The sequence below is a fragment of the Pontibacillus chungwhensis genome (assembly GCF_030166655.1).
Lineage (GTDB): Bacteria > Bacillota > Bacilli > Bacillales > BH030062 > Pontibacillus.
In genome coordinates this window covers 248,369-269,382 of the sequence record NZ_CP126446.1, presented here as the reverse complement: position 1 = coordinate 269,382, position 21,014 = coordinate 248,369, and the positions used below count along the sequence as shown (strand labels likewise).

The window sequence follows — 21,014 nt, the reverse complement described above, 5'->3', positions numbered from 1 at the left end:
GCATCAAAATAAATGATTACTGGCTTTAAAAAATCAATTTAAAGACATTGACGATACATGTTGTTTCGTTCAGTTTTCAAAGATCAAATGTTTCTCTGGTGGGCCTGAGTGGACTTGAACCACCGACCTCACGCTTATCAGGCGTGCGCTCTAACCAACTGAGCTACAGGCCCATGTTATATATGGAGCGGGTGATGGGAATCGAACCCACGACATCAGCTTGGAAGGCTGAGGTTTTACCACTAAACTACACCCGCATATCAAGTTTTCCGATGGTCGGGAAGACAGGATTCGAACCTGCGACCCCATGGTCCCAAACCATGTGCTCTACCAAGCTGAGCTACTTCCCGTTGAAATGGCGCGCCCGAGAGGAGTCGAACCCCTAACCTCTTGATCCGTAGTCAAACGCTCTATCCAATTGAGCTACGGGCGCATGTCTTTTTTTGAAGCGACAAGATTTATTGTATCATGTCTGTTTTATTAATGCAAGTACTTTTTTTAAATTTCTTTGTGACTTCAATGGTGCGGTCGAGAGGATTTGAACCTCCACGGGGTGAACCCCCACTAGGCCCTCAACCTAGCGCGTCTGCCATTCCGCCACGACCGCTCAATCAACTTGAGCTATTTAACGCTTTACAGCGAAGATCGCTTGCAATAATGATGGTGCGGGTGGAGGGACTTGAACCCCCACGTCGAGAGACACTAGATCCTAAGTCTAGCGCGTCTGCCAATTCCGCCACACCCGCACGGTGTGTATAAATGGTGAGCCATGGAGGATTCGAACCTCCGACCCTCTGATTAAAAGTCAGATGCTCTACCAACTGAGCTAATGGCTCTTCGTATAATGGCTGGCCCAGCTGGATTCGAACCAGCGCATGACGGTACCAAAAACCGTTGCCTTACCGCTTGGCTATGGGCCAATTAAGTGGCGGTCCGGACGGGACTCGAACCCGCGACCTCCTGCGTGACAGGCAGGCATTCTAACCAACTGAACTACCGGACCAATATGTAATGGTGACCCGTACGGGACTCGAACCCGTGTTACCGCCGTGAAAGGGCGGTGTCTTAACCGCTTGACCAACGGGCCAGATAGGAAATGGCGGAGAAGGAGGGATTTGAACCCTCGCGCCGCTTACGCGACCTACACCCTTAGCAGGGGCGCCTCTTCAGCCACTTGAGTACTTCTCCACTGGCTCCAACGGCAGGATTCGAACCTGCGACCGATCGGTTAACAGCCGATAGCTCTACCACTGAGCTACGTTGGAATAGGAATCAAATTGTATTTTGTTTGCGGCTTGTTTTCTTTCGCCGACAATTAAATACTTTATCATGTTTTTTTGCTGTTTGCAAGGAATTTTTTAAAGAAATTAATCTCATTTGACTTTATCTCTTTTTTTGTTTTCCGTTGCGACTTTTAATATATTACATTAATTTATTAAAAGTGTCAATTACATTCTCGAAAAAAATGAAATCATTTGATTCGGTTAATGCGCCGTATCGATGACGGCTATAATAATTTAACACGTGGCTCGTCCAAGGTCAATACATTATTCTATCTTTTTTAACTTCCCCTTACATTTCCCGCAACGGTATTTGGTTGTATTCACCCTCTTTATCCTATTGTAACGCTCTAGACAATCTTCACATTGGTAAATATGATTGGGTTTCTTATATTGAGAAGGGAGAGCTTTGCAAAACCTCGGTGACTTCGTGTCTTTCAACAATGCTTTAAACTCTGGATCTCTATGTTGATACCCTTTCCCTTCTATATGAAGGTGGTAATGGCATAATTCATGTTTGATAATTCCTTCGAACTCTTCCTCTCCTAATTCCCTCAGGTATTTAGGATTTAGCTCAATCCTCCGGTAAGCAGGTAAATAACGACCACCTGTTGTGCGTAGACGATTGTTCATTGTGACCTCATCTACATAAGGCTTTTTGAACCATTCTCTCGAGATTTGATCCACCCACTCATGTAATGTCTTTTCCTTATCCATCGTTTTTCCCTCCTTTATCACATATGGGCGTTTATATGCATACCATAAAAGTAACGCAAAACCTTTCTCAACAGCAACACGATTTACATACAACCAGAAAGGTGGTGTCCCATATGCCGAGTTGGTTACAGCGACAACTGATGAAAGCATACCAGGAAAAAAACTCATATCAAATAAAGATGCTTAATCAGTGCTGGTATTTCTATAGAAAAAAACACTGCTCGTAAGCAGTGCTTCTTTCTATATATTTCATTATTCAGATGGCCCTAGCATAGAAAGCGCAATTCGTTCCTTCTTTGTATCTACATCTTCTACCCAAACTGTAACTACATCCCCTACCGCTACTACGTCTAAAGGATGCTTAACGAAGCGCTTGGCTAATTTAGAAATGTGGACCAACCCATCTTGTTTAACTCCTATATCTACAAACACTCCAAAATCTACAACATTTCGCACCGTTCCTTGTAATTCCATTCCCTGCCTAAGATCTTCCATTGAAAGAACATCCTTTTTGAGCAACGGAGTCGGCAAGTCATCACGTGGGTCACGGCCTGGTTGCACAAGCGCTTCTAAAATGTCCTGCAGTGTAGGAACACCAATATCTAATTCTTCAGCAGCCTGTTGCACCTCAAGCTCTTTAACTTGTTGGTTTAACTTCTCTGATCCGAGGTCTTCTACAGAGCACCCCATCCTACTCAACAATTGCTTCGTAGCTTTATACGTTTCAGGGTGGATCGGTGTGCGATCTAATGGTTCTTCTCCCTCAGGCAATCTTAAGAACCCAATACTTTGTTCATAAGTCTTGGCCCCAAGACGAGGGATTTTCTTTAATTGGTTCCGGTTTGTAAACTTCCCTTGCTCTTCCCTTACTTTCACGATATTATTTGCAACTGTTTTGCTAAGTCCTGATACATATTGCAATAAAGAAGAGGAAGCTGTATTTGCATTCACACCTACTTGGTTTACAGTGGTTTCGACCACAAACGTTAAGGACTGATTTAACTTTTTCTGAGAGACATCGTGTTGGTACTGACCGACTCCAATTGACTTTGGATCGATCTTAACCAGTTCTGCTAACGGATCTTGCACTCGACGGGCAATAGATACCGCACTTCGTTCTTCAACCTGTAAGTCAGGAAACTCCTCCCTTGCTAAGGCAGAAGCCGAATATACACTTGCCCCCGCTTCATTTACAATCATATACGCAATGTCCAGATTATTATTCTGGATCATGTCCGCAATAAACTGCTCCGTTTCCCTCGATGCCGTTCCGTTTCCTATTGCGACAAGCTCAATTGGGTATTGCTTCATAAGTTGGAGGATGACTTTCTCAGCACCAGCTTTATCATTTTTCGGAGGTGTTGGATAAACCACTTTAATGGCCTGCACTTTTCCCGTTTCATCTACTACAGATAGTTTACACCCTGTCCGATAAGCCGGGTCCACTCCTAATACAGCTCGTCCTTTTAAAGGCGGCTGCAGAAGTAAGTTCTTTAAGTTCTTAGAGAAAACATCGATCGCCTGCTCTTCTGCTCGTTCAGAAAGAGAAGTGCGTACTTCCCTTTCTACGGAAGGCTGAATTAAACGTTTATAAGAATCCTCGATGGCGTCTTTCCAAATTTGAATGGTTTCACCTGACTGCTTCGGGATAAGCTTTCGGTGTAAATAATCGAGGATCATCTCTACAGGTGGCTGGATCGCTACCTTTAGAACCCCTTCTTTCTCTCCCCGGTTAAGCGCAAGAACCCGGTGAGACGCAATGGAGCGTATTGGCTCTGAATAGTCGTAGTACATTTCAAAAATCGACTTCTCATCATGCTCTTTATTTTTATCTACGGATTCAATTGATCCTTTTTCAAAGGTCTTCGTTCGAATATAGTCTCTGTATACTGGCTCGTCCGATATCCATTCGGCTAGGATATCATTTACTCCAGCGAGTACATCTTCTATTGTATGTAATTCATTTTCTTCAGATTGATACGTTTTTGCTTCGCTTTGTAGATCTTGAATACTGTGATCCCAAACCGCGAGCGCCAGAGGTTCTAACCCCTTTTCTTTTGCCACCGTGGCTTTTGTACGTCGCTTTTGTTTGTATGGTCTGTATAGGTCTTCCACTTTTTGAAGCTGTTGAGCTTTAAGGATTTCAGAACGCAATTCTTCTGTCAGTTTCCCCTGCTCTTCAATTAAACGAACTACTTCTTCTTTTCTCTTCGATAGGTTCTGCCCATACTCCCATTTCTCTTGTATGGTATTGATTTGAACCTCATCTAACCCACTAGTTTGTTCCTTTCTGTAACGCGCAATAAAAGGGACCGTGTTCCCTTCATTTAAAAGCGATATCACTTCTTGAATCAATGAGGATTTTATGGATGTTTCCTTTGCTACCCATTGTATGATTTGTGCTTCATCGTTCATCTGAGTTCCTCCTATCCTGGTTCATCCTATTCTTCCATTTTACCAAACTCACCCGGTAATTCCTATTTGACTTCCCAGTTGTTTGATCTAAAAAAAACCTTGCCCCTATACAGTTTGTAAGGACAAGGTTTTTCACCCATATTTCATCGCAATAAAAGTTGTATCATCATCGTATTTAATTGGTTGTTGTTGCTTGAATGATTCCATAATTAATTCTAGATTTTTGGATACGAATGTATTTGAGGATAATGTTCGTTCATTTACTCCATCAGAAAACATAAAGAAAAGCATGCCCGGATGTAACGAGTCTCGCTTAACATTATAAGGCCTTGGGTAGCCTGACAAATAACCTGCTACTGGGATGTTGCGCTGCTTCTTTCCATGTGCAGGCACAACGACAATACCTATGTTTCCGATCGATGTAAAAGAGTACGTTCCTTGAGAGAAATCCATTCTGAGTATACCAAGCACCGCTCCACGTTTGTCTTTTAGTGTCTCATTAGCCTTGGTAATAATGGAATCAATAGATCCATCTACATTATTTTCGATGACTTCCATTACAGCTTTAGAAGACTCACGAGCATATTCGCCGCTACCGAGTCCATCTGCTAATGCACAAATGAACCCTTCTTCTGTCTTCTGATAAAAATAGCTGTCACCGCAATAATAATTACCCTTTTTAGGCTGCTGAAAGACTTTTAAATCAACTTTCGGTTCTGTCGTCAATAGTAAGACTCCGCCTCATCTGTTTGCAAGGCTTCTTTCAACTTACGAAGAGCGCGTCGTTGAAGTCTGGATACGTGCATTTGAGAAATACCCAACTGCTCACCGGTGTCTTTTTGACTCATATTGTCAAAGTAAGTACACCTTAGGATTTCTTGTTCTCTTTCCGTTAAGATCGGCAGAACTTTCTCCAGTAGCATTTGTTGGTCAATTTGATCAAAGCCTTTTTCAGAGTTACCGATTAAATCTAAGATCGTAACGGTACTACCATCTGAGTCAGCTTCAATCTTTCTGTCCACAGATAGAGCTTTATAACTTTTACCCATCTCCATTGTCTCTAGCACTTCTTCTTCTGAAACCCCGATGTAATCGGCAATTTCAATGACCGAAGGAGAGCGTTGAAGGTCTGTCGTAAGCTCTTCTGCTGCCTTTTTAATCTTAGGACCTAGTTCCTTGATACGACGTGGAACGTGTACACTCCACGTTTTATCTCTGATGAATCGTTTAATTTCGCCAATAATTGTAGGGATGGCGAAAGACTCGAATGATTTCCCAAACGAAGGATCATACCTGCGGATTGCTGCCAAGAGTCCCAGCATACCGACTTGTACAAGATCTTCATGAATGGAACTGTTTTTAGAGTACTTTTTCGCGATGGATTGAACGAGATCCTCATATTGAAGTACAATTTTCTCTTGTACTACTTCATCTTCAGGGGTTTCCTGTAAGTGTTTGATCCATTCGTAAACCTCACCATCACGTTTATTGTGTGGTTGAGATTTGGTCGTCATTAAACCCCACCTCATTTTCATGAAGATATTTCGTCATTAAAACGATAACTCCATATTTATTATTGATTTCGACCTTATCCATTAAAGCGTCGATTAAGAAGAGTCCAAAGCCACCTTCTCTCAATTCTTCAATTGAGTCTTCTTCCTGATAAGGGCCTGTATCTTCTTTCACCTTCTTCAGATCAAAGCTACCACCGTGATCAGCTACCATTACTTCTAAACGATTTTCGTAAACACCAAAGCCAAGAGTAATTTCGCCCTCGCCTGTTTCATTGTAGGCGTGTTTCACAGCATTTGTGATGGCCTCAGAGATCGCTACTTTAAGATCTTCAATATCGTCATAAGCAAACCCCATACGATTAGCGATGCCAGAAATGCTTAAACGAACAACTCCAACGTATTCTGCCTTGGCAGGTATCTTGATTTCAATAAAGTCAAATGTCTCTGTCATTACATTCCACCTCGTACCGTAGAATCTGTTTCAATATCAATAATGTCTGTTAACCCTGTAATTTCAAACAGGCGGTAAACACGATCATTCATTTTGACCAACGTTAATTGGCTATCGTATTCCTTCGTAGACTTCAGAGCGCTAATGAAAACACCCAGCCCTGTACTGTCCATATAGGAAACTCCTTCAAGGTCCACTTTTACAACAACTTCATTCTCTTGCGTCAAAGGAAGTAATGTTTCTTTTAACTTTGGCGCTGTATATGCATCAATTTCACCGCTTAAGGTTACGGTTTTTAATTTATCATTATGATCCACGTTAATGGTTAAATTCATATTCTTAAGCCTCCGTTTCTTTTTTCTGTACCATCCTTTAAGAATTTACCCGTTCTTTTTTTTGATTAAACGTCGCGTCTTATAATCACCATCGTAAAATCATCGCGCAACTGAAAATCCTGCAGTCTCTCGAAATGCTGATAAACTTGCTCAGTGATCTCCTGAGCTGGTAAATGCTTGTACTGATGGATAACATCTGAAATTTCTTCACGTTCAATAAAACGTTCACCAGCCCGACACTCGGTTACGCCATCTGTTAACAGAACAATCATATCGCCTGGTGCGACAAGCGTTTCATACTGTTTATAAGTAGCACTACGGTCTACCCCTAACACAAGACCCTTAGCCTCAATTTCCGAGAAGGCATCATCCTTGGCAGAATAGTAAAAACCTGGTTCATGACCAGCTGAGGAATAATAGAAATAATTCGTAGCTTGATCATACAATCCATAGAACATGGTGATAAACATGCTTGGATCCACGTTTCGTTCAACAACACGGTTCATACCTTCTAATATGGAGCTAGGGTACATCTGTTCATCAGGAAAACTATCCATTGAGTACTTAATCATGGACATGCATAACGCTGCCGGGATCCCTTTACCAATTACATCCGCTACCGCAATCCCCACTGACCCTTTTTGGTCTTGTACAAAGTGATAATAATCTCCGCTCATTTGTCTGGCCGGATGACTGGTTACACCAATATCCAAGCCTTCAACGTCCGGTTTGGTCGTAGACAAAAGCGTATCCTGCATATTAGCGGCTACAGAGATTTCAGATTGCAGTTCAAATTGTTTCTCACGCAATGCCTGGTACTCTTGGTAAGCCAGGCCGTATGAGATCATTGTTTCTAAAAGAAAATTCATTGAATTCATGATGTTCTCAGGGATGTCAGGATAGAGTTCCAATAAGGCTTGGAGGTGCACATCTACAATTTCATCAGGTGATATATTCTGCTGGATTGAATGCTTACTGAATTGTTCAGCACGGTAAAGAGCCTGCTCGTTTTGTGTTTCAATATATTGCTTCAGCAAGTCCTTATAGCTACTAAGATCCATTTTTAAGGTACTCATCTTGATTTCCTCCTTTAGCGGAGCCATTTCACAACTCTCACTTCAGTCCCTTCCCCCTGCCTTGATATTACATCAAAATCATCCATTAAGCGTTTAACACCTGGCAATCCCGCGCCTAGTCCGCCAGAAGTAGAGAAACCATCTTCCATAACCTGACTGACATCGCGAATACCCGGTCCTTCGTCCATGGCCACAATTCTTAGACCACGTTCATTAATATCTTCAATTGCTTCAAAACAAACCTTACCTGTTCCAGCATATAAATAAATATTACGGGCAAGCTCGGATATAGCAGTCGCTATGCGAGCCTGATCCACTGTACCAAAGCCGATCTTCTTGGCAATATCTCGCCCAAGTTGCCGGGCGCCTACAATGTCCCATTCCTTTTTAATGTTCACACAGGATTGAAAGTCCATTCACTCACTCCTCCAATTCCTGTCGAAGTTTGATCAACCCTTGTTCAAGATCCAGAGCAGTCGGAACGTCTTGTAGGTGAATTCCTAAATCAATTAAGGTCATTGCAACAGCAGGCTGTATTCCTGTCAGCACAACTTTAGCACCCATTAGATCAGACATTGATACAACATCGCCCAATACTTTCGCGATGAACGAGTCGATAATATCTACAGACGTAAGGTCAATAACGACACCTGTTGCCCCGCTTTCATGAATCTTACTTAGAAGATCCTCTTGAAACTGAATTGCGGTTTGATCGTCTAAATCAATCTGGATAGAAATTAGCAAATAATTGTGAAGTTTTAAGATGGGTATTCTCATGTTCATCACTCCCTATCCAAAGAGTCTACTAACTCTTCTATTTCGTTGTTCTTGCTTTGAATATCTTCTATTCGTCTGTTTGTTAGCTCTAATGCTGATTCGAATCCTTTCTTCAAGGAACTCTTCGTCGGAAACTTACTCAGATCGATACCCAGGTTCACGATCGTTTGAGCAATCTCAGGCCGGATCCCAACTAATATACAAGTGGAACCGATTAAACGAACCGCTTCAGCTGCTTGTATAATATGATGGGCAACCATTGTATCCACTACTGGAACACCCGTGATATCAATTAACACCACATCAGCATGATGCTTGATCACACCATCTAATAGGTTCTCCATAATTAATTTAGCTCGTTCCGTATCGATCGTCCCAATTAGGGGCATGACTGTGATATTTTCCATAACGGGGATTAGCGGAGCTGATAATTCTTGAAGAGCAACTTTTTGTAGGGAGACAATGTTTTCCCAACTACCAGAGTATTCGTTCACGAGTTGGTTAATAACGGGGTCGACCCACTCATCCACTTTCGCCAACACCTCAGAGAAGTATTGAGTATCAACTTTCGTAGATTGTCCTAGAATATAGTTAATGGTTACACGCCTAAAGGCTTGCATTCCATCTGTTAAATAACTCAAGGGCCAGCCAAGATTGATTAAGCGTTCTGCAAAACCTTCTATGTCATTTGTTGCGCCCTGTTTCTCAAGACTTGTAAAAATAACGTTTACAAACTCTCTATTTGTACTCTCAAATAATTCATCTGAGATCGTTGAGGTGTAGTCGTGTTTCCGGTGTTTCTCCACCTCATCAAGCCACATTTTAACAATATCATTACTATTGTTAAGTACTATTTCCTTCAAATTCGCTTCCATCTCGGGACCCCCTATGATTCCTGTTCCATTTAAGTCAGAATTACATCCATTGTCACACTTTTGTATAAGCTACGCAAACATATATGCTCGTCTATTCATTGTTATTCTTAAAAAGCATTTATCCCTTATACTGTAACACCAACGGTTAGAATCGGCTACTCTCAACACTCTGTCTTTTTGAAGAATTTTTACAGATAATAAAATAAGCTACTCGATTTCGAGTAGCTTATTTTTAAAAGTCAATGAGCCCTAAACTGATTTGTAATGCTTCATCAACCCTGCTCATCATAGCTTCATCTAGATGGGTAATTTTGTCTGTAAGTCTTTGCTTATCAATTGTACGGATCTGCTCTAACAATATGACAGAGTCTCGCTCGAATCCATATCGTTCAGCATCAATTTCTACGTGTGTGGGTAATTTTGCTTTTTGTATTTGCGCAGTAATAGCCGCCACAATGACTGTGGGGCTGAAGCGATTACCAATATCATTTTGAAGGATGAGGACTGGGCGGACGCCTCCCTGTTCTGAGCCAACGACCGGGGAAAGGTCAGCAAAGTAAACGTCGCCTCTTTTTACGATCAAATCCTTACACCCCGCTCACTAGGCGTTCGCAGGTAGTTTCTGCCTCCTCTTCAGCTTGAAAAGCTTCTGAAGCAATGTTTAGATTGATCTTTGCCATTTCCATGTAGCCCTGACGCATCGACTCACGAATGTGGCGTTTTTTACGCTCCCGCAAATACATTTTCGTTGCCTGGTAAATAAAATCGCTCCGATCACCATTTTCGAGTTGTACCATACCATCAAGTTCATTTAATAAATGCTGTGGTAATTTCACTACAATTTCTTGTGAACTATCGGACACTAAAATGCACCTCCACCATCAACTAAGCACCATAATCGGTTCATTTCTTTCTCAATCATACCACCAGAACGCGGGCATTGCAAAGGCTCATTGACGATTTTTACCTAATTTACGCTTTTTTCTGTCAAATTTCACAGATGTGCGTCGATATTTTACAGGACTTCATCCCTTCTCATGTGAAAACGCTATCCCATTCCAGACGGCTTTTACTTCCCCTTTTTGATAGTAAATCCTCGGGACACGTTCACTAATCATACAAGGTATTTCATAATTAATCGTATCAAGGTAATCGGCTACCTCATCAACCTCAATTTCTTCTTCCCTTTGTTTCCCAATTAACGTCACCTGCGTCCCCACTTCATAAGCATCATCAAGCTTCACCATGCATTGGTCCATACAAATACGACCTATAATAGGCATACGCTTCCCATTTATAAGCACTTCCATACCTTGAAGTTTTCGAATCCATCCATCAGCATAACCGATCGGGATCGTTCCAATCCACTCCTCCTCTGAAGTCGTGTAGGTCGCACCATAACTAATGGACTCTCCAGGAGAGACCTTCTTAATGTGTACCAGTTTACTATGGAGAGAAAAAGATGGGGATAATTCAATTGGCTTTAAAGCCTTTACTTCTTTGGAGGGGTATAACCCATACATACTTATGCCGAATCGAACGATGTGATTCATCTTTTCTGGAAATCGCATAGAGAGCGCACTGTTTCCTGTATGAACTTCAACAGGGCCCTTCCACACTGAAGTGAATGTTTCCATTAACCTTTCAAATCGTTGTTCCTGCTCTTTTACATAGCGAGTCTCTTCTTCATCAGCCGTTGCGAAATGGGTAAACACACCTTTCAACCGAAGACCTTCAGCTTCACACTCATGCAGCAGCTCTGTTAATTCCTCTTCGTCACGAACCCCTATGCGCCCCATTCCTGTATCGAGCTTAATATGGAAACTCAGATTTCCATGAAGACTCATGCTTTTTACCCTACGCAACCAATCGGCTTGAAATACGGTAACGGTAATATCCTTTTGGGCTGCCACGTGTGCATCTTCCGGTCTCACCCAACCCATTACAAGAATCGGTGCTGTGAAACCAGCTTCTCTTAAACGGATAGCCTCATCTAATAAGGCAACGGCCAAACCACTTGCCCCTCCATCTAAAGCTGCTTTCGCGACTTGTACATCCCCGTGACCATATGCATTTGCTTTTACAACGGCATACACTTTCGTCTGTGTCGGTAATTGTCGTTTAACATTCTGGATATTCTCTTGAATGGCATCAAGCTGAACCTCTACCCAGGAATCCCTATAATAGTGCGTCACCAAAGATTCCCCTCTCGCAATTGTTTAGCCTTATTATTAATTGTTCCTTCCTGACTGTCAAACTAGAATGCAATAAGAAAGGGCTTCTATCAAAAAAATAAAAGCAGACTCATGATAGGAATGAACTGAGTCTGCTGCTAAATATAAAAACATTATTTCACTACTGTTCCCTGAACGGATTGGGCAACTTCAATCATTTCTTCTTTCGTCAAATCTTCACTAGCAAGATAGAAGTTCATCCCTTCATGGCTCCATTCAAGAGTAGATCCTGATAGAGCTCCCATTGTATAGCCAAGGTCTACCATCTCTCCAGAAACTTCTACAGGGACAGTCGCACTAGCTGGATAGGAAGTCCATGATTCTTGAATAAGAGTGTAGGACTTTTCCCCTTTAAAGCTCAAGATGACGCGTTTACCGTTTTCCATATCAATTTCTTTTTGCTCATCAAGCTCTGTATTTCCAATTACTGCTTCTGGGTACAAAACGGTAAATGCTGCCGGCTCATTCGGTTCTCCATCAGCCATTACCGGAATGCCAAGAGCTCCACTTGTCATATTTTTTTCCGTCGTGAAGGCATCGTCGCTAAATTTAGGGTTAAGTTCGAAAGATGAGAATTTAACCTCAACCAGCGGCTTACGGTCTTTATCCAATACTTTTACCATTACAGGAGTCAGACTCTTCTTATCAAAATAGATTTCCTGGTAAGGAAGGTTCTTGCTATTTTGATAGTTTGTCTTGGTTTCAAAGACATAATACGTTTCTGTAGTTTCAAAGGTTGCATCTTTATCCTTAACCACATCAGCTACTAATGAATTGTATAGATAAGGCTGGCTACTGTTGTTAGGCCAATCGCTCTGGAATTTAAAGCTTTTATTCAAAGCAGGCGTTAACACATAGACGCCATCTTCATTCTTCAGAATGATTTGGCTGTTCTTCTCGTCTTGTTCGTTATTAAGCAACACACGGTAATAATCCTTTTTCTTATGCCATACATCAATTTTGTATTTTTGTTCTTCATCACCTGTTTTAAGGCTCATGGTTGCTTCCGTTTTATAGCCAGTCATTTCTTCTAGCTTCTTCTGTAAGGACTGGACAACGTCTTCTTTTGATTTTTCCCCACACGCTGATAGTACGAGCATCAGCGAGGCGACGATCCAGAGCCAATATCTTTTCTTCATAATGACAACTCCTTTGTCTCATTTGAATGGACAAAGGGAACGCACTCACCTTACTTAGATCGTACGATACGTTTTTGAAAGACCGTCTATGAGATCAGTAGCCAACAGGTCGTATGTGGAATGGGCCTGTTCTGTTAAAAGGTCAGCTGTTGATCCATGAAGCCAAACCCCATTATTGAGCGCCAATTCTACCGTTTGCGGTTGCATCACCATGGCCAGAAGCATTCCGGCTAAGACATCGCCGCTCCCGCCTTTTGCGAGACCAACGTTCCCTGTAGTATGCACCCACTGCTTCTCATCCGGAGTAGTCACAAGAGTAAAGGCCCCTTTTAGAACTACGTGGACGCCATAGCGTGATGCAAACTGTCTGGAATAGTGAAAGGGCTTCTCTAGTAATTCAGGAATAGACACGTCTAGCAAATGAGCCATTTCGCCTGGATGAGGCGTAATAATAGTTGGATAGGATCGAGACTTCACTTCAGATAAATACCCTTTTAGAGCATACAAGCCATCAGCATCAATCAGAACTGGCGATTCTGAAAGCTTTAGCACCTTCTCTAAGAGCTCTTTCCCTTCGCGATGTCTCCCCATTCCCATACCGATTGCTACGCCATCATATCCAAATTCTATTCCTTCCACAGAGCTGATTCGCCCTTCTTGTTCTTCCAGCGGAATAAAAGTAGCTTCCGTTACAGACGATGCAAGAATCGAGATCACTTTCGATACAGTCGCTACTGTCAGAAGCCCCGCCCCCGCTCGAAGCGCTGCTCTTGAGGTCATCGTTACAGAACCTGGCATCTGAATAGAACCACCAATGACTAGCCCCTTCCCATGAGAGCCTTTATGACTGAAGGGCTCTCGTTCGGGTAAACTAGCTACTACGTCTGATTTGGTCCATACGCTGCACCCTTTGTTTCTTCCTCGCAGAAGATGGTCAGGGAGACCAATATCGACAGCCTTCCAATCTCCATAGTATGGAGCAGTATGTTGTAAGAAAGCTGACGTCTTCGGGTACTGAATCACTACCGTATAATCGGCTTGGATAGCCCCCTCAAATGAGACACCTTCATCTGCGGGCACCCCGCTAGGTAGATCAACCGATATGACCTTTGCGTCCAATTGATTTACATGCGGAACGATTTCATCATACGGCGAACGAAGAGGTCCTTTTACTCCGATCCCGAGTAAGCAATCAATAATGACCGTTTTCCGAGAACTGAGGGTTGCTAGAGAATCAACGCTGTCAAAACGACGGTATCCATACCCAAAGGCTTCATAAATTTCACGGTGAGTTCTGGCATCTCCCTGAACCTCTTCATCATTCGGAATCTGCAATACTTCTACACTATATCCTTGTTGAAGCAGCGTACGTGCAATAACGAATCCATCTCCTCCGTTATTGCCTTTCCCGACGAGTATAAGAATCTGGTCTTCTTCAGATACTTGATCTTTGATGGCTGTAGCTACAGCCCTCCCTGCGTTTTCCATTAACAGGTGGCCTTGAAGCCCCATTTCTTCCATGGCATAACGGTCCGTATCGTACATTTCTTTTGCGGTGACAATGTGCAAATCGTTCCCTCCTACCCGCACTAAAATCATATGAGACAAAGTATGCGATTATGCAGACTAGCCTGACAAGCTTTTTATTCTTCAATGACAACTTGAGCAATCGCATGGCTTTGACTATGAGCAATAGAGAGCCAAATGGAATAGGGAAAATTCTTTACTTCAATCATTGGAGCTCCTTTGTCTGTGCGTAACACAGCGATATCTAAGAAGGCGTACTCCTTCCCAATCCCCGTCCCCATCGCTTTAGCAAAAGCCTCTTTTGCCGCAAATCGTCCGGCTACAAATTCTGCTTGTCTTTTGGGTGCGGTTATATTTTTTAGTAATTGTTGTTCCTTTTCTGTTAATATTCGTTGTAGAAAACGTTGATTCGAGTTGAGACTCTGTTCGATGCGTTCAATCTCTACTAGATCAACTCCGATTCCTTTAATCATCCATACCACCATCTTCCTTTATGTATTCATGATAACCGTTTCTGGTTTGAACATGCAGTTTGTAACATGAATGAACTGGTTTCATTGTATAATGAAATAAGCTGATATCAACTTTTTTTAAGTAAGGAGAACTGATTATGTTTTTTCGAACAGAATCCTTTCAAGACTTTATTCGTTTCTACCCAGTTGTAGCGACCATTATCGGTATCCATATCTTCTTATGGTTAACAGGGGACCTTCTTCACCTCTCCTATTTCGTTCAATTAGAACGTCTCGGTAACGGAAATAACCTTGCTACAGCGGATGGCGAATATTGGAGACTCATTACACCGATTTTCTTCCATGCAGGGCTAGCTCACATGGTTTTTAATTCGTTCTCTCTTGTATTATTCGGACCGGCTCTTGAGCAAATGCTTGGAAAAGGAAAGTTCCTGCTCGCTTATTTAGGAGCTGGCTTCGCTGGTAATGTCGGCACCTTTTTACTTGGCCCAGACTTCTACCTGCACGTGGGAGCATCAGGTGCAATCTTCGGCCTATTCGGTGTCTACCTTTATCTGATCTACGCTAAGAAACACTTAATTGACCAGGCCAATGCTCAAATCGTATTAACCATTACTGTCATTGGACTTGTGATGACGTTCATTCGCCCTAACATTAATATCTATGGGCACATCTTCGGTTTACTTGGTGGATTGGCCCTTGGTCCAATCGTCACCACTGGCGCGAATCGGTTCTCAATGAATCCCGCCCGTTCAAGACGCCGGGGAAGAGATTCAGACGTTGGTTTTGACCCGAACAGATGGAACAAGCGCAGAGTTCCTTGGAGAAAGTTCTTACCGAAATTATTATGGGGTCTCTTCGTCATTCTTATCATTGCCGGATTACTTGGGCGCTTCATCTAACCCTAAGGCATACAAAAAGGCTCAGAGCTTATTACCTTTAGCTTCTGAGCCTGATCTTTTTACAGAAAATGTATTCTAAGAGTTTTGAATGGCTTCCCTTAACGATTCAATCGTTCTTTTGAAGAGATCCAGTTCTTGTTGGGACAGAGGTTGATCCCCGTAGCGTACTTTCTGATACAGATCAACATCCCCCTCTTTCACCCCTAACCGTTCAAACCATTCTTCAATGGTTTCAGATGGAGCACGACCCTTCCCTCTTTTAGCAGCGAATGCTTCAAATTTAAAGAACAATTTCCGAGCTTCATCAGTCGGCGCACTCTGAAAGATACGTTTGAATGAGGACCCCCAAGAAGATTCACGTTCCTTTAGGAGGCTTGTATACGTAACCGAATCCTCTTCCGCCGCAACATCAACGAACTGCTCCATTCTTTTATTCCTTAAGCGAATGGCTATGACAACCCCTATGACGATTAAGAGTAAAATGACTCCCCCATACAGAAGGTCAGAGAGATCCGATGTTACAGTAGGATCAGGACTTCGATCGACGCTTTCTCCAAGTTCCATATCAGGCGGGTTTTGCTTATCCACTCTCTCTTGCCAGAACTCCCCAACACCTAGCCACTCTAGTATGAAGAAAATACCGGTCACAACCCCACTAAATGCTTTGGCAATAATGAGGCCTCCGCCTGTAAATCCAGCACGGATGACGTCATAAATAAAGAAGATCCCAACCATTACCCCAATGAAAGAACCCATAACAGTGGCGGTTCTGGTATTCACTCGTTTTTGATTCGCTCTCGAGTCAACACTGACCACCTGACTCACCATATAGCCAAATACCAATACGACTAATTGAAGTGCAGCCATGAGGTACACCTTTTCTTGGTTAAAATAAAGGACGTTCACAATCAGTATACCTAACGAGATCATCAACAGGGTCTGCTCGTTCCTTAAATCAGGATCTCTTTCATGGACGATAAAGCGCCAAGCTAAATACGCACTGAGAAGAATAGCCATAATCAGGTTAAACGGTCCTATAAAGGAAAAGGCAAACACCGCTAACGGAATATAGATGAGGACAGGAATATACCGGGCTGTCAGTTTGGATCCTACGAATAAAAAAACATAAGAACCAAGAACCCCCAACAGAAAACTCCAAAATGGCAGCGTTTGAGTGGGGAGCAAATAGTAGAGTAGACCAAGCGGTAGATAAAAGGCCATCGCCTCCGCTATCCATAAATACAGTTTCACAACAGAGGTTCTACGGTGTTCCATAGATACCCTCCTTCTCTGCTAGGTTTACAAGTGTTGCATGCTCTCCCTGGCCTTCAACAGCATATACCTTTAATTTCTGATTCTGCCATTTATGGGCATAATACTTCATTTCATCGTTTTGATCCCCTAACAAGAAGATGGTCTTAGGCTTATAAAGTTGTTGGTCAAACCGATGGAGGAGCATTTGAAACGACATGACAAGCTCCCTTGATTTAATACGCGCAATGAGCTCAAGAGCCTTCTGTAAATGCTCCCTCCCGCTTCCTTCAGGTAAATAGTAAAAAGGAGGATTCCCCATTTTCCTCGCGTTGATATATAGTTCAAAGGGGTATCCTTTCTTCGTTGCTAATTGACACATATAAGCAGCATAAGAAAGAATCGATTCAATGTCTGGGTTCACACTGAAAGGGCCGCCCCTATGTGAAGTTAAGTTGATGACAATACTCCACGTATGATCCCAGTTCTTCTCAAGCACTTTTGTCTGTAGCGTTTGTTTCCTTGCTGAAGCCTTCCAGTGAATACGATGAAAGGGATCTGAACTCGTATAGTCCCTCGTTCCAACAGGGCTTATTGGATCCTCAAAGGGAGAAAGGCGCGCCTGCTGGGAGCCAAGGGTCATGTGATTATGCTCTTTCAGTCCATACACAGGCAAAGGTTCTGGATAAACAATAAACTCCGCTTTATGAAATGGGACAAAATAGAGAAAAATCTCGTTAAAATTTAGGAGATGAGGAAACGTGTATTGAATATCACGAAAGATCGTTACGCCACGGCGTTTAGCCTCAAAAGGGACTTGAACCTCTGTTTTCCCCTTTTCCACAACAGTGAGAGGAACCTCATATCGAATCCATTCTTCTCCTTCATTCACTACATAGTTCTCCCCTTGTACTTCTGAGCCCACCCTAAATCGAAAACGGCCATTAATAATGGGTAATCGTGATTGATTCTGAAAGGATAGTGGAACTTCAATCCGATCACCGGGGAACATCTTATAAACGTGCTTATGATTTTCAAAGGTGAGTCCTTTTCCTATAAATCGATCGTAGATCATACTAAACGTAATAAAAGCCGTAATTCCACCGATCACAATAAAGGCGCCGGAACGATTAAAGAATAAACTGATAAATAAAAGGATCAGGCTAAACGCAAGTACTTTATCATAACTTTGAGTCAAACTTGATCCTAGTTCCTTCCGCCACTGCATTATGTACGCGCCCCTGATTCAACAGGCACTTCTACACTGCTGATCACATCACGAACGACATCAGCAGGAGATTTCTGAATGGAGGCCTGCATGGATAGAATGAGGCGGTGTTCAAAGACGTATGGAACAAGCGTCTTCACATCTTCTGGACTTACGTAAGAACGGTTACGAAGGTAGGCTCTTGCCTGACTCGCTCTCATGAGTGCCAGGGCTCCCCGAGTACTAATCCCTAATTCAATGTCTGTATGTTCTCTTGAATGACGAACTAAGTTCAACAAATAATCATTCACAACATCTGAAATATGTACGTTTCTCACTTCTTCTTGCATCGTTATTAAATCCTCAGGACTTAACGCTGGTTGAAGCGTATCAAGAGGCTCTTCAGTTAAGTACGCTCTCATGATCGCTCGTTCTTCCTCTTCACTCGGATATCCCATATCCACTTTAAATAAGAACCGATCCAACTGTGCTTCAGGCAATGGAAATGTTCCGTGATTGCTTTCAACAGGGTTTTGCGTTGCAATTACGATAAATGGACTTTGGATCGAGAATGTTTCTCCGTCAATTGTCGTTTGATGCTCCTCCATAACCTCTAATAGACTCGACTGGGTCTTGGGCGTCGCCCTGTTGATTTCATCGGCTAGTAATACATTGGTCATCACTGGCCCTTTACGCAGCTCAAACTCTTGAGTCTTTGGATTAAAGAACTGGATGCCAGTGACATCTGAAGGCAATACATCAGGAGTAAACTGAATACGGCTGAACCTACCGTCTATTACTTTAGCGAAACTTTTCGCAAGCTTGGTCTTCCCTGAACCAGGGACGCTTTCTAACAGAACATGCCCATCCGCAATCATACCAACGAACAATAACTCCACAACTTCTCTCTTTCCATAAATCACTCGGCCAATTTCATCAATGGCTACATCGATCTTCCTCTTCTCCCCCACCATTACACGCTCCTCTTATCTATACAAATATTCTGACATCCATTATATAACAAAGCCTTCCTAACCCCAAATAAACCGCCCCTTACATCGGGTGTCTGACACCCTTCACTCCTTTAGTGCAAGAACGCGTGTCTGACACCCTTTAACCTGATAAAGAAATAAAAAAACTCCCTGCTCGGCTTGAGCAGGGAGTTTTGGGCTTTAGGAATTGTCGCGGTTTGAGTTTTGGTATTTACGGTTTCGGTTACCTTTGTATCCTTGGCCGCTGCCTGAACGGGATTTGTTATAACCACCGCCAGATTTGCCATTACGGTTGTATCCGCCTTTACCTTTTGGACCACCGCTACCTTTACGGTTATAGCGTTTGCCGCCACCACCGCGTTTTTGTTTATCTTTTTGAGCTTGCTTCGTACTAACTGGCGCAAGGTAGCTTAGTTGTACTGGTACATCTTTACGCTCTTTCGTTAGCATCTTAAGAGCTGCTGCAATAACAGAAACAGAATCGTGCTGTTCTAGTAATTCAGCTGCTGTGCTCTCATATGACTCAAGGTTGTCAGATTCGATAGATTGAACAAGTTTCTCAATCGCAATGTTCTGTTGACCTTTAAGAGCCTGATCATTTGATGGAATCGGAAGACGATCAATCTTACGACCTGTAGTCTTCTCAATTAGGTTAAGGTGAGCCATTTCTCTTGGTGTGATGAAGGAAACTGCGTACCCTTCCTTACCAGCACGACCTGTACGACCTATACGGTGTACATAGCTTTCAGGATCTTGAGGAATATCAAAGTTGTATACGTGTGTAACTCCTGAGATATCCAGGCCACGAGCTGCAACGTCTGTTGCTACTAGTACTTCAACCCCACCACGTTTGAATTTCTTCAGAACGCTCATACGCTTACCTTGTGTCAGGTCACCATGAATTCCTTCAGCACGGAATCCGCGAGCACTTAATCCTTCTGTAATTTCATCAACACGCTTCTTCGTACGAGCGAATACGATCGCTAAGTCAGGCGTGTGAATATCAAGAAGACGTGTTAGTGTATCGAATTTCTTGCCATCATTTACCTCGATGAAGTACTGATCGATCTTCTCAACCGTCATTTGTTTCGCTTTAAGCTTAACTGTTTCAGGCTTCTTCATCATTTTCGTAGCAATTTCATGAATCTCTTTTGGCATTGTTGCTGAGAACAGTAATGTTTGGCGCTGCATAGGAACAGCTTTAAGAATATCTTTAATATCTTCAATGAAGCCCATGTTAAGCATTTCATCTGCTTCGTCTAGTACAGCTGTGTGAATGTTTGAAAGCTGAATCGTTTTACGACGAATATGGTCTAATAGACGACCTGGTGTTGCGACAACAATTTGTGGTTGTTGTTTAAGGGAACGAATCTGACGTCCCATATCTGTACCACCGTAAACAGGTAGTACTTTTACGCCTTTATATTGTCCGTACTTATTTAACTCTGTTGCTACCTGCATAGCTAGCTCGCGAGTAGGCGCAATGACAAGACCTTGAATCTTCTTCATATTCTCATCGATCTTCTCGATCATGGGAATACCGAAGGCTGCAGTCTTACCAGTACCTGTTTGCGCTTGTCCGATCACGTCTCTTCCATCCATCGCAAGAGGGATTGTCTGCTCTTGGACTGGCGTAGCTTCCTCAAAACCCATTTCTTGAACGGATTTTAAAACTGATTTGGATAAACCTAATGAATAAAAATTTGTCACTTCGTTTTTCTACTCCTTTTTTGTTCTCTCTAGTATGCCAAAGAGAAGCACGTAAAAAAAGCCATCCTCACAGCTGGAAGAGGGCTTTCGGTACGAGTTGATTTATACTTTATTCTACCACACTGTTTTCAATCCGGCA

General features: G+C 42.6%; 22 protein-coding genes and 12 tRNA genes. 2 read left to right on the top strand and 32 right to left on the bottom strand.

Going from position 1 to position 21,014, the window contains the following annotated elements:
* Positions 1 to 96: 96 nt before the first annotated feature.
* The 13 genes from QNI29_RS01580 to QNI29_RS01520 form a co-directional block, all read right to left on the bottom strand.
* Positions 97 to 173 (bottom strand) — tRNA-Ile (locus QNI29_RS01580).
* A gap of 10 nt (positions 174 to 183) precedes the next feature.
* Positions 184 to 257 (bottom strand) — tRNA-Gly (locus QNI29_RS01575).
* A gap of 16 nt (positions 258 to 273) precedes the next feature.
* Positions 274 to 350, bottom strand: a tRNA-Pro gene (locus QNI29_RS01570).
* Between the two features lie 6 nt (positions 351 to 356).
* Positions 357 to 433: transfer RNA gene (locus QNI29_RS01565), tRNA-Arg, on the bottom strand.
* 87 nt (positions 434 to 520) lie between these two features.
* Positions 521 to 607: transfer RNA gene (locus QNI29_RS01560), tRNA-Leu, on the bottom strand.
* Positions 608 to 661: 54 nt separating this feature from the next.
* Positions 662 to 746, bottom strand: a tRNA-Leu gene (locus QNI29_RS01555).
* A 14-nt stretch (positions 747 to 760) separates the two neighbouring features.
* Positions 761 to 836 (bottom strand) — tRNA-Lys (locus QNI29_RS01550).
* Positions 837 to 845: 9 nt separating this feature from the next.
* Positions 846 to 920, bottom strand: a tRNA-Gln gene (locus QNI29_RS01545).
* Between the two features lie 6 nt (positions 921 to 926).
* Positions 927 to 1,003 (bottom strand) — tRNA-Asp (locus QNI29_RS01540).
* A gap of 9 nt (positions 1,004 to 1,012) precedes the next feature.
* Positions 1,013 to 1,087: transfer RNA gene (locus QNI29_RS01535), tRNA-Glu, on the bottom strand.
* Positions 1,088 to 1,097: 10 nt separating this feature from the next.
* Positions 1,098 to 1,188, bottom strand: a tRNA-Ser gene (locus QNI29_RS01530).
* 2 nt (positions 1,189 to 1,190) lie between these two features.
* Positions 1,191 to 1,265, bottom strand: a tRNA-Asn gene (locus QNI29_RS01525).
* Positions 1,266 to 1,547: 282 nt separating this feature from the next.
* Entirely contained in the window at positions 1,548 to 1,997 is a 450-nt protein-coding gene (locus QNI29_RS01520; RefSeq protein ID WP_231419657.1) for a SprT family protein, read from the bottom strand.
* Between the two features lie 113 nt (positions 1,998 to 2,110).
* On the opposite strand from QNI29_RS01520, the gene cmpA reads away from it, so the two are divergent.
* Positions 2,111 to 2,224: a cortex morphogenetic protein CmpA gene (gene cmpA / locus QNI29_RS01515; protein WP_231419656.1), complete on the top strand. Its 114-nt coding sequence runs from the start codon at positions 2,111 to 2,113 to the stop codon at positions 2,222 to 2,224.
* Between the two features lie 25 nt (positions 2,225 to 2,249).
* On the opposite strand, the gene QNI29_RS01510 is transcribed toward cmpA, so the two are convergent.
* The 15 genes from QNI29_RS01510 to acpS form a co-directional block, all read right to left on the bottom strand.
* The gene (locus QNI29_RS01510) at positions 2,250 to 4,412 is read right to left on the bottom strand and encodes a Tex family protein (RefSeq protein ID WP_231419655.1); all 2,163 of its coding nucleotides are present in this window, start codon (positions 4,410 to 4,412) and stop codon (positions 2,250 to 2,252) included.
* Positions 4,413 to 4,544: 132 nt separating this feature from the next.
* Entirely contained in the window at positions 4,545 to 5,138 is a 594-nt protein-coding gene (locus QNI29_RS01505) for a SpoIIE family protein phosphatase (RefSeq protein ID WP_231419654.1), read from the bottom strand.
* The gene (gene sigB, locus QNI29_RS01500) at positions 5,135 to 5,926 is read right to left on the bottom strand and encodes an RNA polymerase sigma factor SigB (protein ID WP_231419653.1); all 792 of its coding nucleotides are present in this window, start codon (positions 5,924 to 5,926) and stop codon (positions 5,135 to 5,137) included. The genes QNI29_RS01505 and sigB overlap by 4 nt, the downstream gene beginning before the upstream one ends.
* Positions 5,898 to 6,377: an anti-sigma B factor RsbW gene (rsbW, locus tag QNI29_RS01495; protein ID WP_231419652.1), complete on the bottom strand. Its 480-nt coding sequence runs from the start codon at positions 6,375 to 6,377 to the stop codon at positions 5,898 to 5,900. Before rsbW ends, sigB begins: the two co-directional genes overlap by 29 nt.
* Positions 6,377 to 6,712 carry an STAS domain-containing protein gene (locus QNI29_RS01490; protein WP_231419651.1) on the bottom strand — a complete coding sequence of 112 codons (336 nt, stop codon included), beginning with the start codon at positions 6,710 to 6,712 and terminating at the stop codon, positions 6,377 to 6,379. The genes rsbW and QNI29_RS01490 overlap by 1 nt, the downstream gene beginning before the upstream one ends.
* A gap of 65 nt (positions 6,713 to 6,777) precedes the next feature.
* Positions 6,778 to 7,788, bottom strand: a complete 1,011-nt coding sequence (locus QNI29_RS01485) for a PP2C family protein-serine/threonine phosphatase (protein WP_231419650.1) — start codon at positions 7,786 to 7,788, stop codon at positions 6,778 to 6,780.
* Positions 7,789 to 7,802: 14 nt separating this feature from the next.
* Positions 7,803 to 8,204, bottom strand: coding sequence for an anti-sigma regulatory factor (locus tag QNI29_RS01480; protein WP_036786615.1), 402 nt, complete (start codon positions 8,202 to 8,204; stop codon positions 7,803 to 7,805).
* Between the two features lie 4 nt (positions 8,205 to 8,208).
* Positions 8,209 to 8,565, bottom strand: a complete 357-nt coding sequence (locus QNI29_RS01475) for an STAS domain-containing protein (RefSeq protein WP_255688851.1) — start codon at positions 8,563 to 8,565, stop codon at positions 8,209 to 8,211.
* 5 nt (positions 8,566 to 8,570) lie between these two features.
* Positions 8,571 to 9,440, bottom strand: coding sequence for an RsbT co-antagonist protein RsbRA (locus QNI29_RS01470; protein ID WP_231419649.1), 870 nt, complete (start codon positions 9,438 to 9,440; stop codon positions 8,571 to 8,573).
* 232 nt (positions 9,441 to 9,672) lie between these two features.
* Complete coding sequence (gene ndoA, locus QNI29_RS01465; protein ID WP_036786621.1) at positions 9,673 to 10,023, bottom strand: type II toxin-antitoxin system endoribonuclease NdoA; 351 nt, start codon at positions 10,021 to 10,023, stop codon at positions 9,673 to 9,675.
* A gap of 4 nt (positions 10,024 to 10,027) precedes the next feature.
* Positions 10,028 to 10,237, bottom strand: a complete 210-nt coding sequence (locus tag QNI29_RS01460) for an antitoxin (protein ID WP_255688859.1) — start codon at positions 10,235 to 10,237, stop codon at positions 10,028 to 10,030.
* 228 nt (positions 10,238 to 10,465) lie between these two features.
* Positions 10,466 to 11,635: an alanine racemase gene (gene alr, locus QNI29_RS01455; protein WP_354665920.1), complete on the bottom strand. Its 1,170-nt coding sequence runs from the start codon at positions 11,633 to 11,635 to the stop codon at positions 10,466 to 10,468.
* Positions 11,636 to 11,787: 152 nt separating this feature from the next.
* Positions 11,788 to 12,813, bottom strand: coding sequence for a LolA family protein (locus QNI29_RS01450; protein ID WP_231419646.1), 1,026 nt, complete (start codon positions 12,811 to 12,813; stop codon positions 11,788 to 11,790).
* A gap of 54 nt (positions 12,814 to 12,867) precedes the next feature.
* Positions 12,868 to 14,382, bottom strand: a complete 1,515-nt coding sequence (locus tag QNI29_RS01445; protein ID WP_231419645.1) for an NAD(P)H-hydrate dehydratase — start codon at positions 14,380 to 14,382, stop codon at positions 12,868 to 12,870.
* A 74-nt stretch (positions 14,383 to 14,456) separates the two neighbouring features.
* Complete coding sequence (gene acpS, locus QNI29_RS01440) at positions 14,457 to 14,813, bottom strand: holo-ACP synthase (protein WP_231419644.1); 357 nt, start codon at positions 14,811 to 14,813, stop codon at positions 14,457 to 14,459.
* 137 nt (positions 14,814 to 14,950) lie between these two features.
* Here acpS and QNI29_RS01435 point away from each other — a divergent pair, with 137 nt between their 5' ends.
* On the top strand, positions 14,951 to 15,715 hold the full coding sequence (locus QNI29_RS01435) for a rhomboid family protein (protein ID WP_231419643.1): 765 nt from the start codon (positions 14,951 to 14,953) through the stop codon (positions 15,713 to 15,715).
* Positions 15,716 to 15,790: 75 nt separating this feature from the next.
* Here the strand turns inward: QNI29_RS01435 and QNI29_RS01430 are convergent, their stop codons facing one another.
* From QNI29_RS01430 to QNI29_RS01415, 4 genes are all read right to left on the bottom strand, one after another.
* Complete coding sequence (locus QNI29_RS01430; RefSeq protein WP_231419642.1) at positions 15,791 to 16,990, bottom strand: DUF4129 domain-containing protein; 1,200 nt, start codon at positions 16,988 to 16,990, stop codon at positions 15,791 to 15,793.
* Complete coding sequence (locus QNI29_RS01425; protein ID WP_231419641.1) at positions 16,977 to 18,194, bottom strand: DUF58 domain-containing protein; 1,218 nt, start codon at positions 18,192 to 18,194, stop codon at positions 16,977 to 16,979. Before QNI29_RS01425 ends, QNI29_RS01430 begins: the two co-directional genes overlap by 14 nt.
* A complete protein-coding gene (locus tag QNI29_RS01420; RefSeq protein WP_231419640.1) occupies positions 18,194 to 19,147 on the bottom strand; it encodes an AAA family ATPase in 954 nt (317 codons plus the stop codon). Before QNI29_RS01420 ends, QNI29_RS01425 begins: the two co-directional genes overlap by 1 nt.
* 198 nt (positions 19,148 to 19,345) lie before the next feature.
* Positions 19,346 to 20,875 carry a degradosome RNA helicase CshA gene (locus tag QNI29_RS01415; RefSeq protein ID WP_284526723.1) on the bottom strand — a complete coding sequence of 510 codons (1,530 nt, stop codon included), beginning with the start codon at positions 20,873 to 20,875 and terminating at the stop codon, positions 19,346 to 19,348.
* Positions 20,876 to 21,014 lie beyond the last annotated feature (139 nt).

What these genes read in the sequence shown, in the direction of transcription:
- QNI29_RS01480 (WP_036786615.1), bottom strand. Translation starts at nt 8,204, where the DNA reads ATGGACTTTCAATCCTGTGTGAACATTAAAAAGGAATGGGACATTGTA.
- QNI29_RS01490 (WP_231419651.1), bottom strand. Translation starts at nt 6,712, where the DNA reads ATGAATTTAACCATTAACGTGGATCATAATGATAAATTAAAAACCGTA.
- QNI29_RS01430 (WP_231419642.1), bottom strand. Translation starts at nt 16,990, where the DNA reads ATGGAACACCGTAGAACCTCTGTTGTGAAACTGTATTTATGGATAGCG.
- QNI29_RS01470 (WP_231419649.1), bottom strand. Translation starts at nt 9,440, where the DNA reads ATGGAAGCGAATTTGAAGGAAATAGTACTTAACAATAGTAATGATATT.
- acpS (WP_231419644.1), bottom strand. Translation starts at nt 14,813, where the DNA reads ATGATTAAAGGAATCGGAGTTGATCTAGTAGAGATTGAACGCATCGAA.
- QNI29_RS01485 (WP_231419650.1), bottom strand. Translation starts at nt 7,788, where the DNA reads ATGAGTACCTTAAAAATGGATCTTAGTAGCTATAAGGACTTGCTGAAG.
- cmpA (WP_231419656.1), top strand. Translation starts at nt 2,111, where the DNA reads ATGCCGAGTTGGTTACAGCGACAACTGATGAAAGCATACCAGGAAAAA.
- QNI29_RS01460 (WP_255688859.1), bottom strand. Translation starts at nt 10,237, where the DNA reads ATGGTACAACTCGAAAATGGTGATCGGAGCGATTTTATTTACCAGGCA.
- QNI29_RS01450 (WP_231419646.1), bottom strand. Translation starts at nt 12,813, where the DNA reads ATGAAGAAAAGATATTGGCTCTGGATCGTCGCCTCGCTGATGCTCGTA.
- QNI29_RS01510 (WP_231419655.1), bottom strand. Translation starts at nt 4,412, where the DNA reads ATGAACGATGAAGCACAAATCATACAATGGGTAGCAAAGGAAACATCC.
- QNI29_RS01435 (WP_231419643.1), top strand. Translation starts at nt 14,951, where the DNA reads ATGTTTTTTCGAACAGAATCCTTTCAAGACTTTATTCGTTTCTACCCA.
- QNI29_RS01520 (WP_231419657.1), bottom strand. Translation starts at nt 1,997, where the DNA reads ATGGATAAGGAAAAGACATTACATGAGTGGGTGGATCAAATCTCGAGA.
- QNI29_RS01420 (WP_231419640.1), bottom strand. Translation starts at nt 19,147, where the DNA reads ATGGTGGGGGAGAAGAGGAAGATCGATGTAGCCATTGATGAAATTGGC.
- QNI29_RS01425 (WP_231419641.1), bottom strand. Translation starts at nt 18,194, where the DNA reads ATGCAGTGGCGGAAGGAACTAGGATCAAGTTTGACTCAAAGTTATGAT.
- QNI29_RS01475 (WP_255688851.1), bottom strand. Translation starts at nt 8,565, where the DNA reads ATGAGAATACCCATCTTAAAACTTCACAATTATTTGCTAATTTCTATC.
- rsbW (WP_231419652.1), bottom strand. Translation starts at nt 6,377, where the DNA reads ATGACAGAGACATTTGACTTTATTGAAATCAAGATACCTGCCAAGGCA.
- sigB (WP_231419653.1), bottom strand. Translation starts at nt 5,926, where the DNA reads ATGACGACCAAATCTCAACCACACAATAAACGTGATGGTGAGGTTTAC.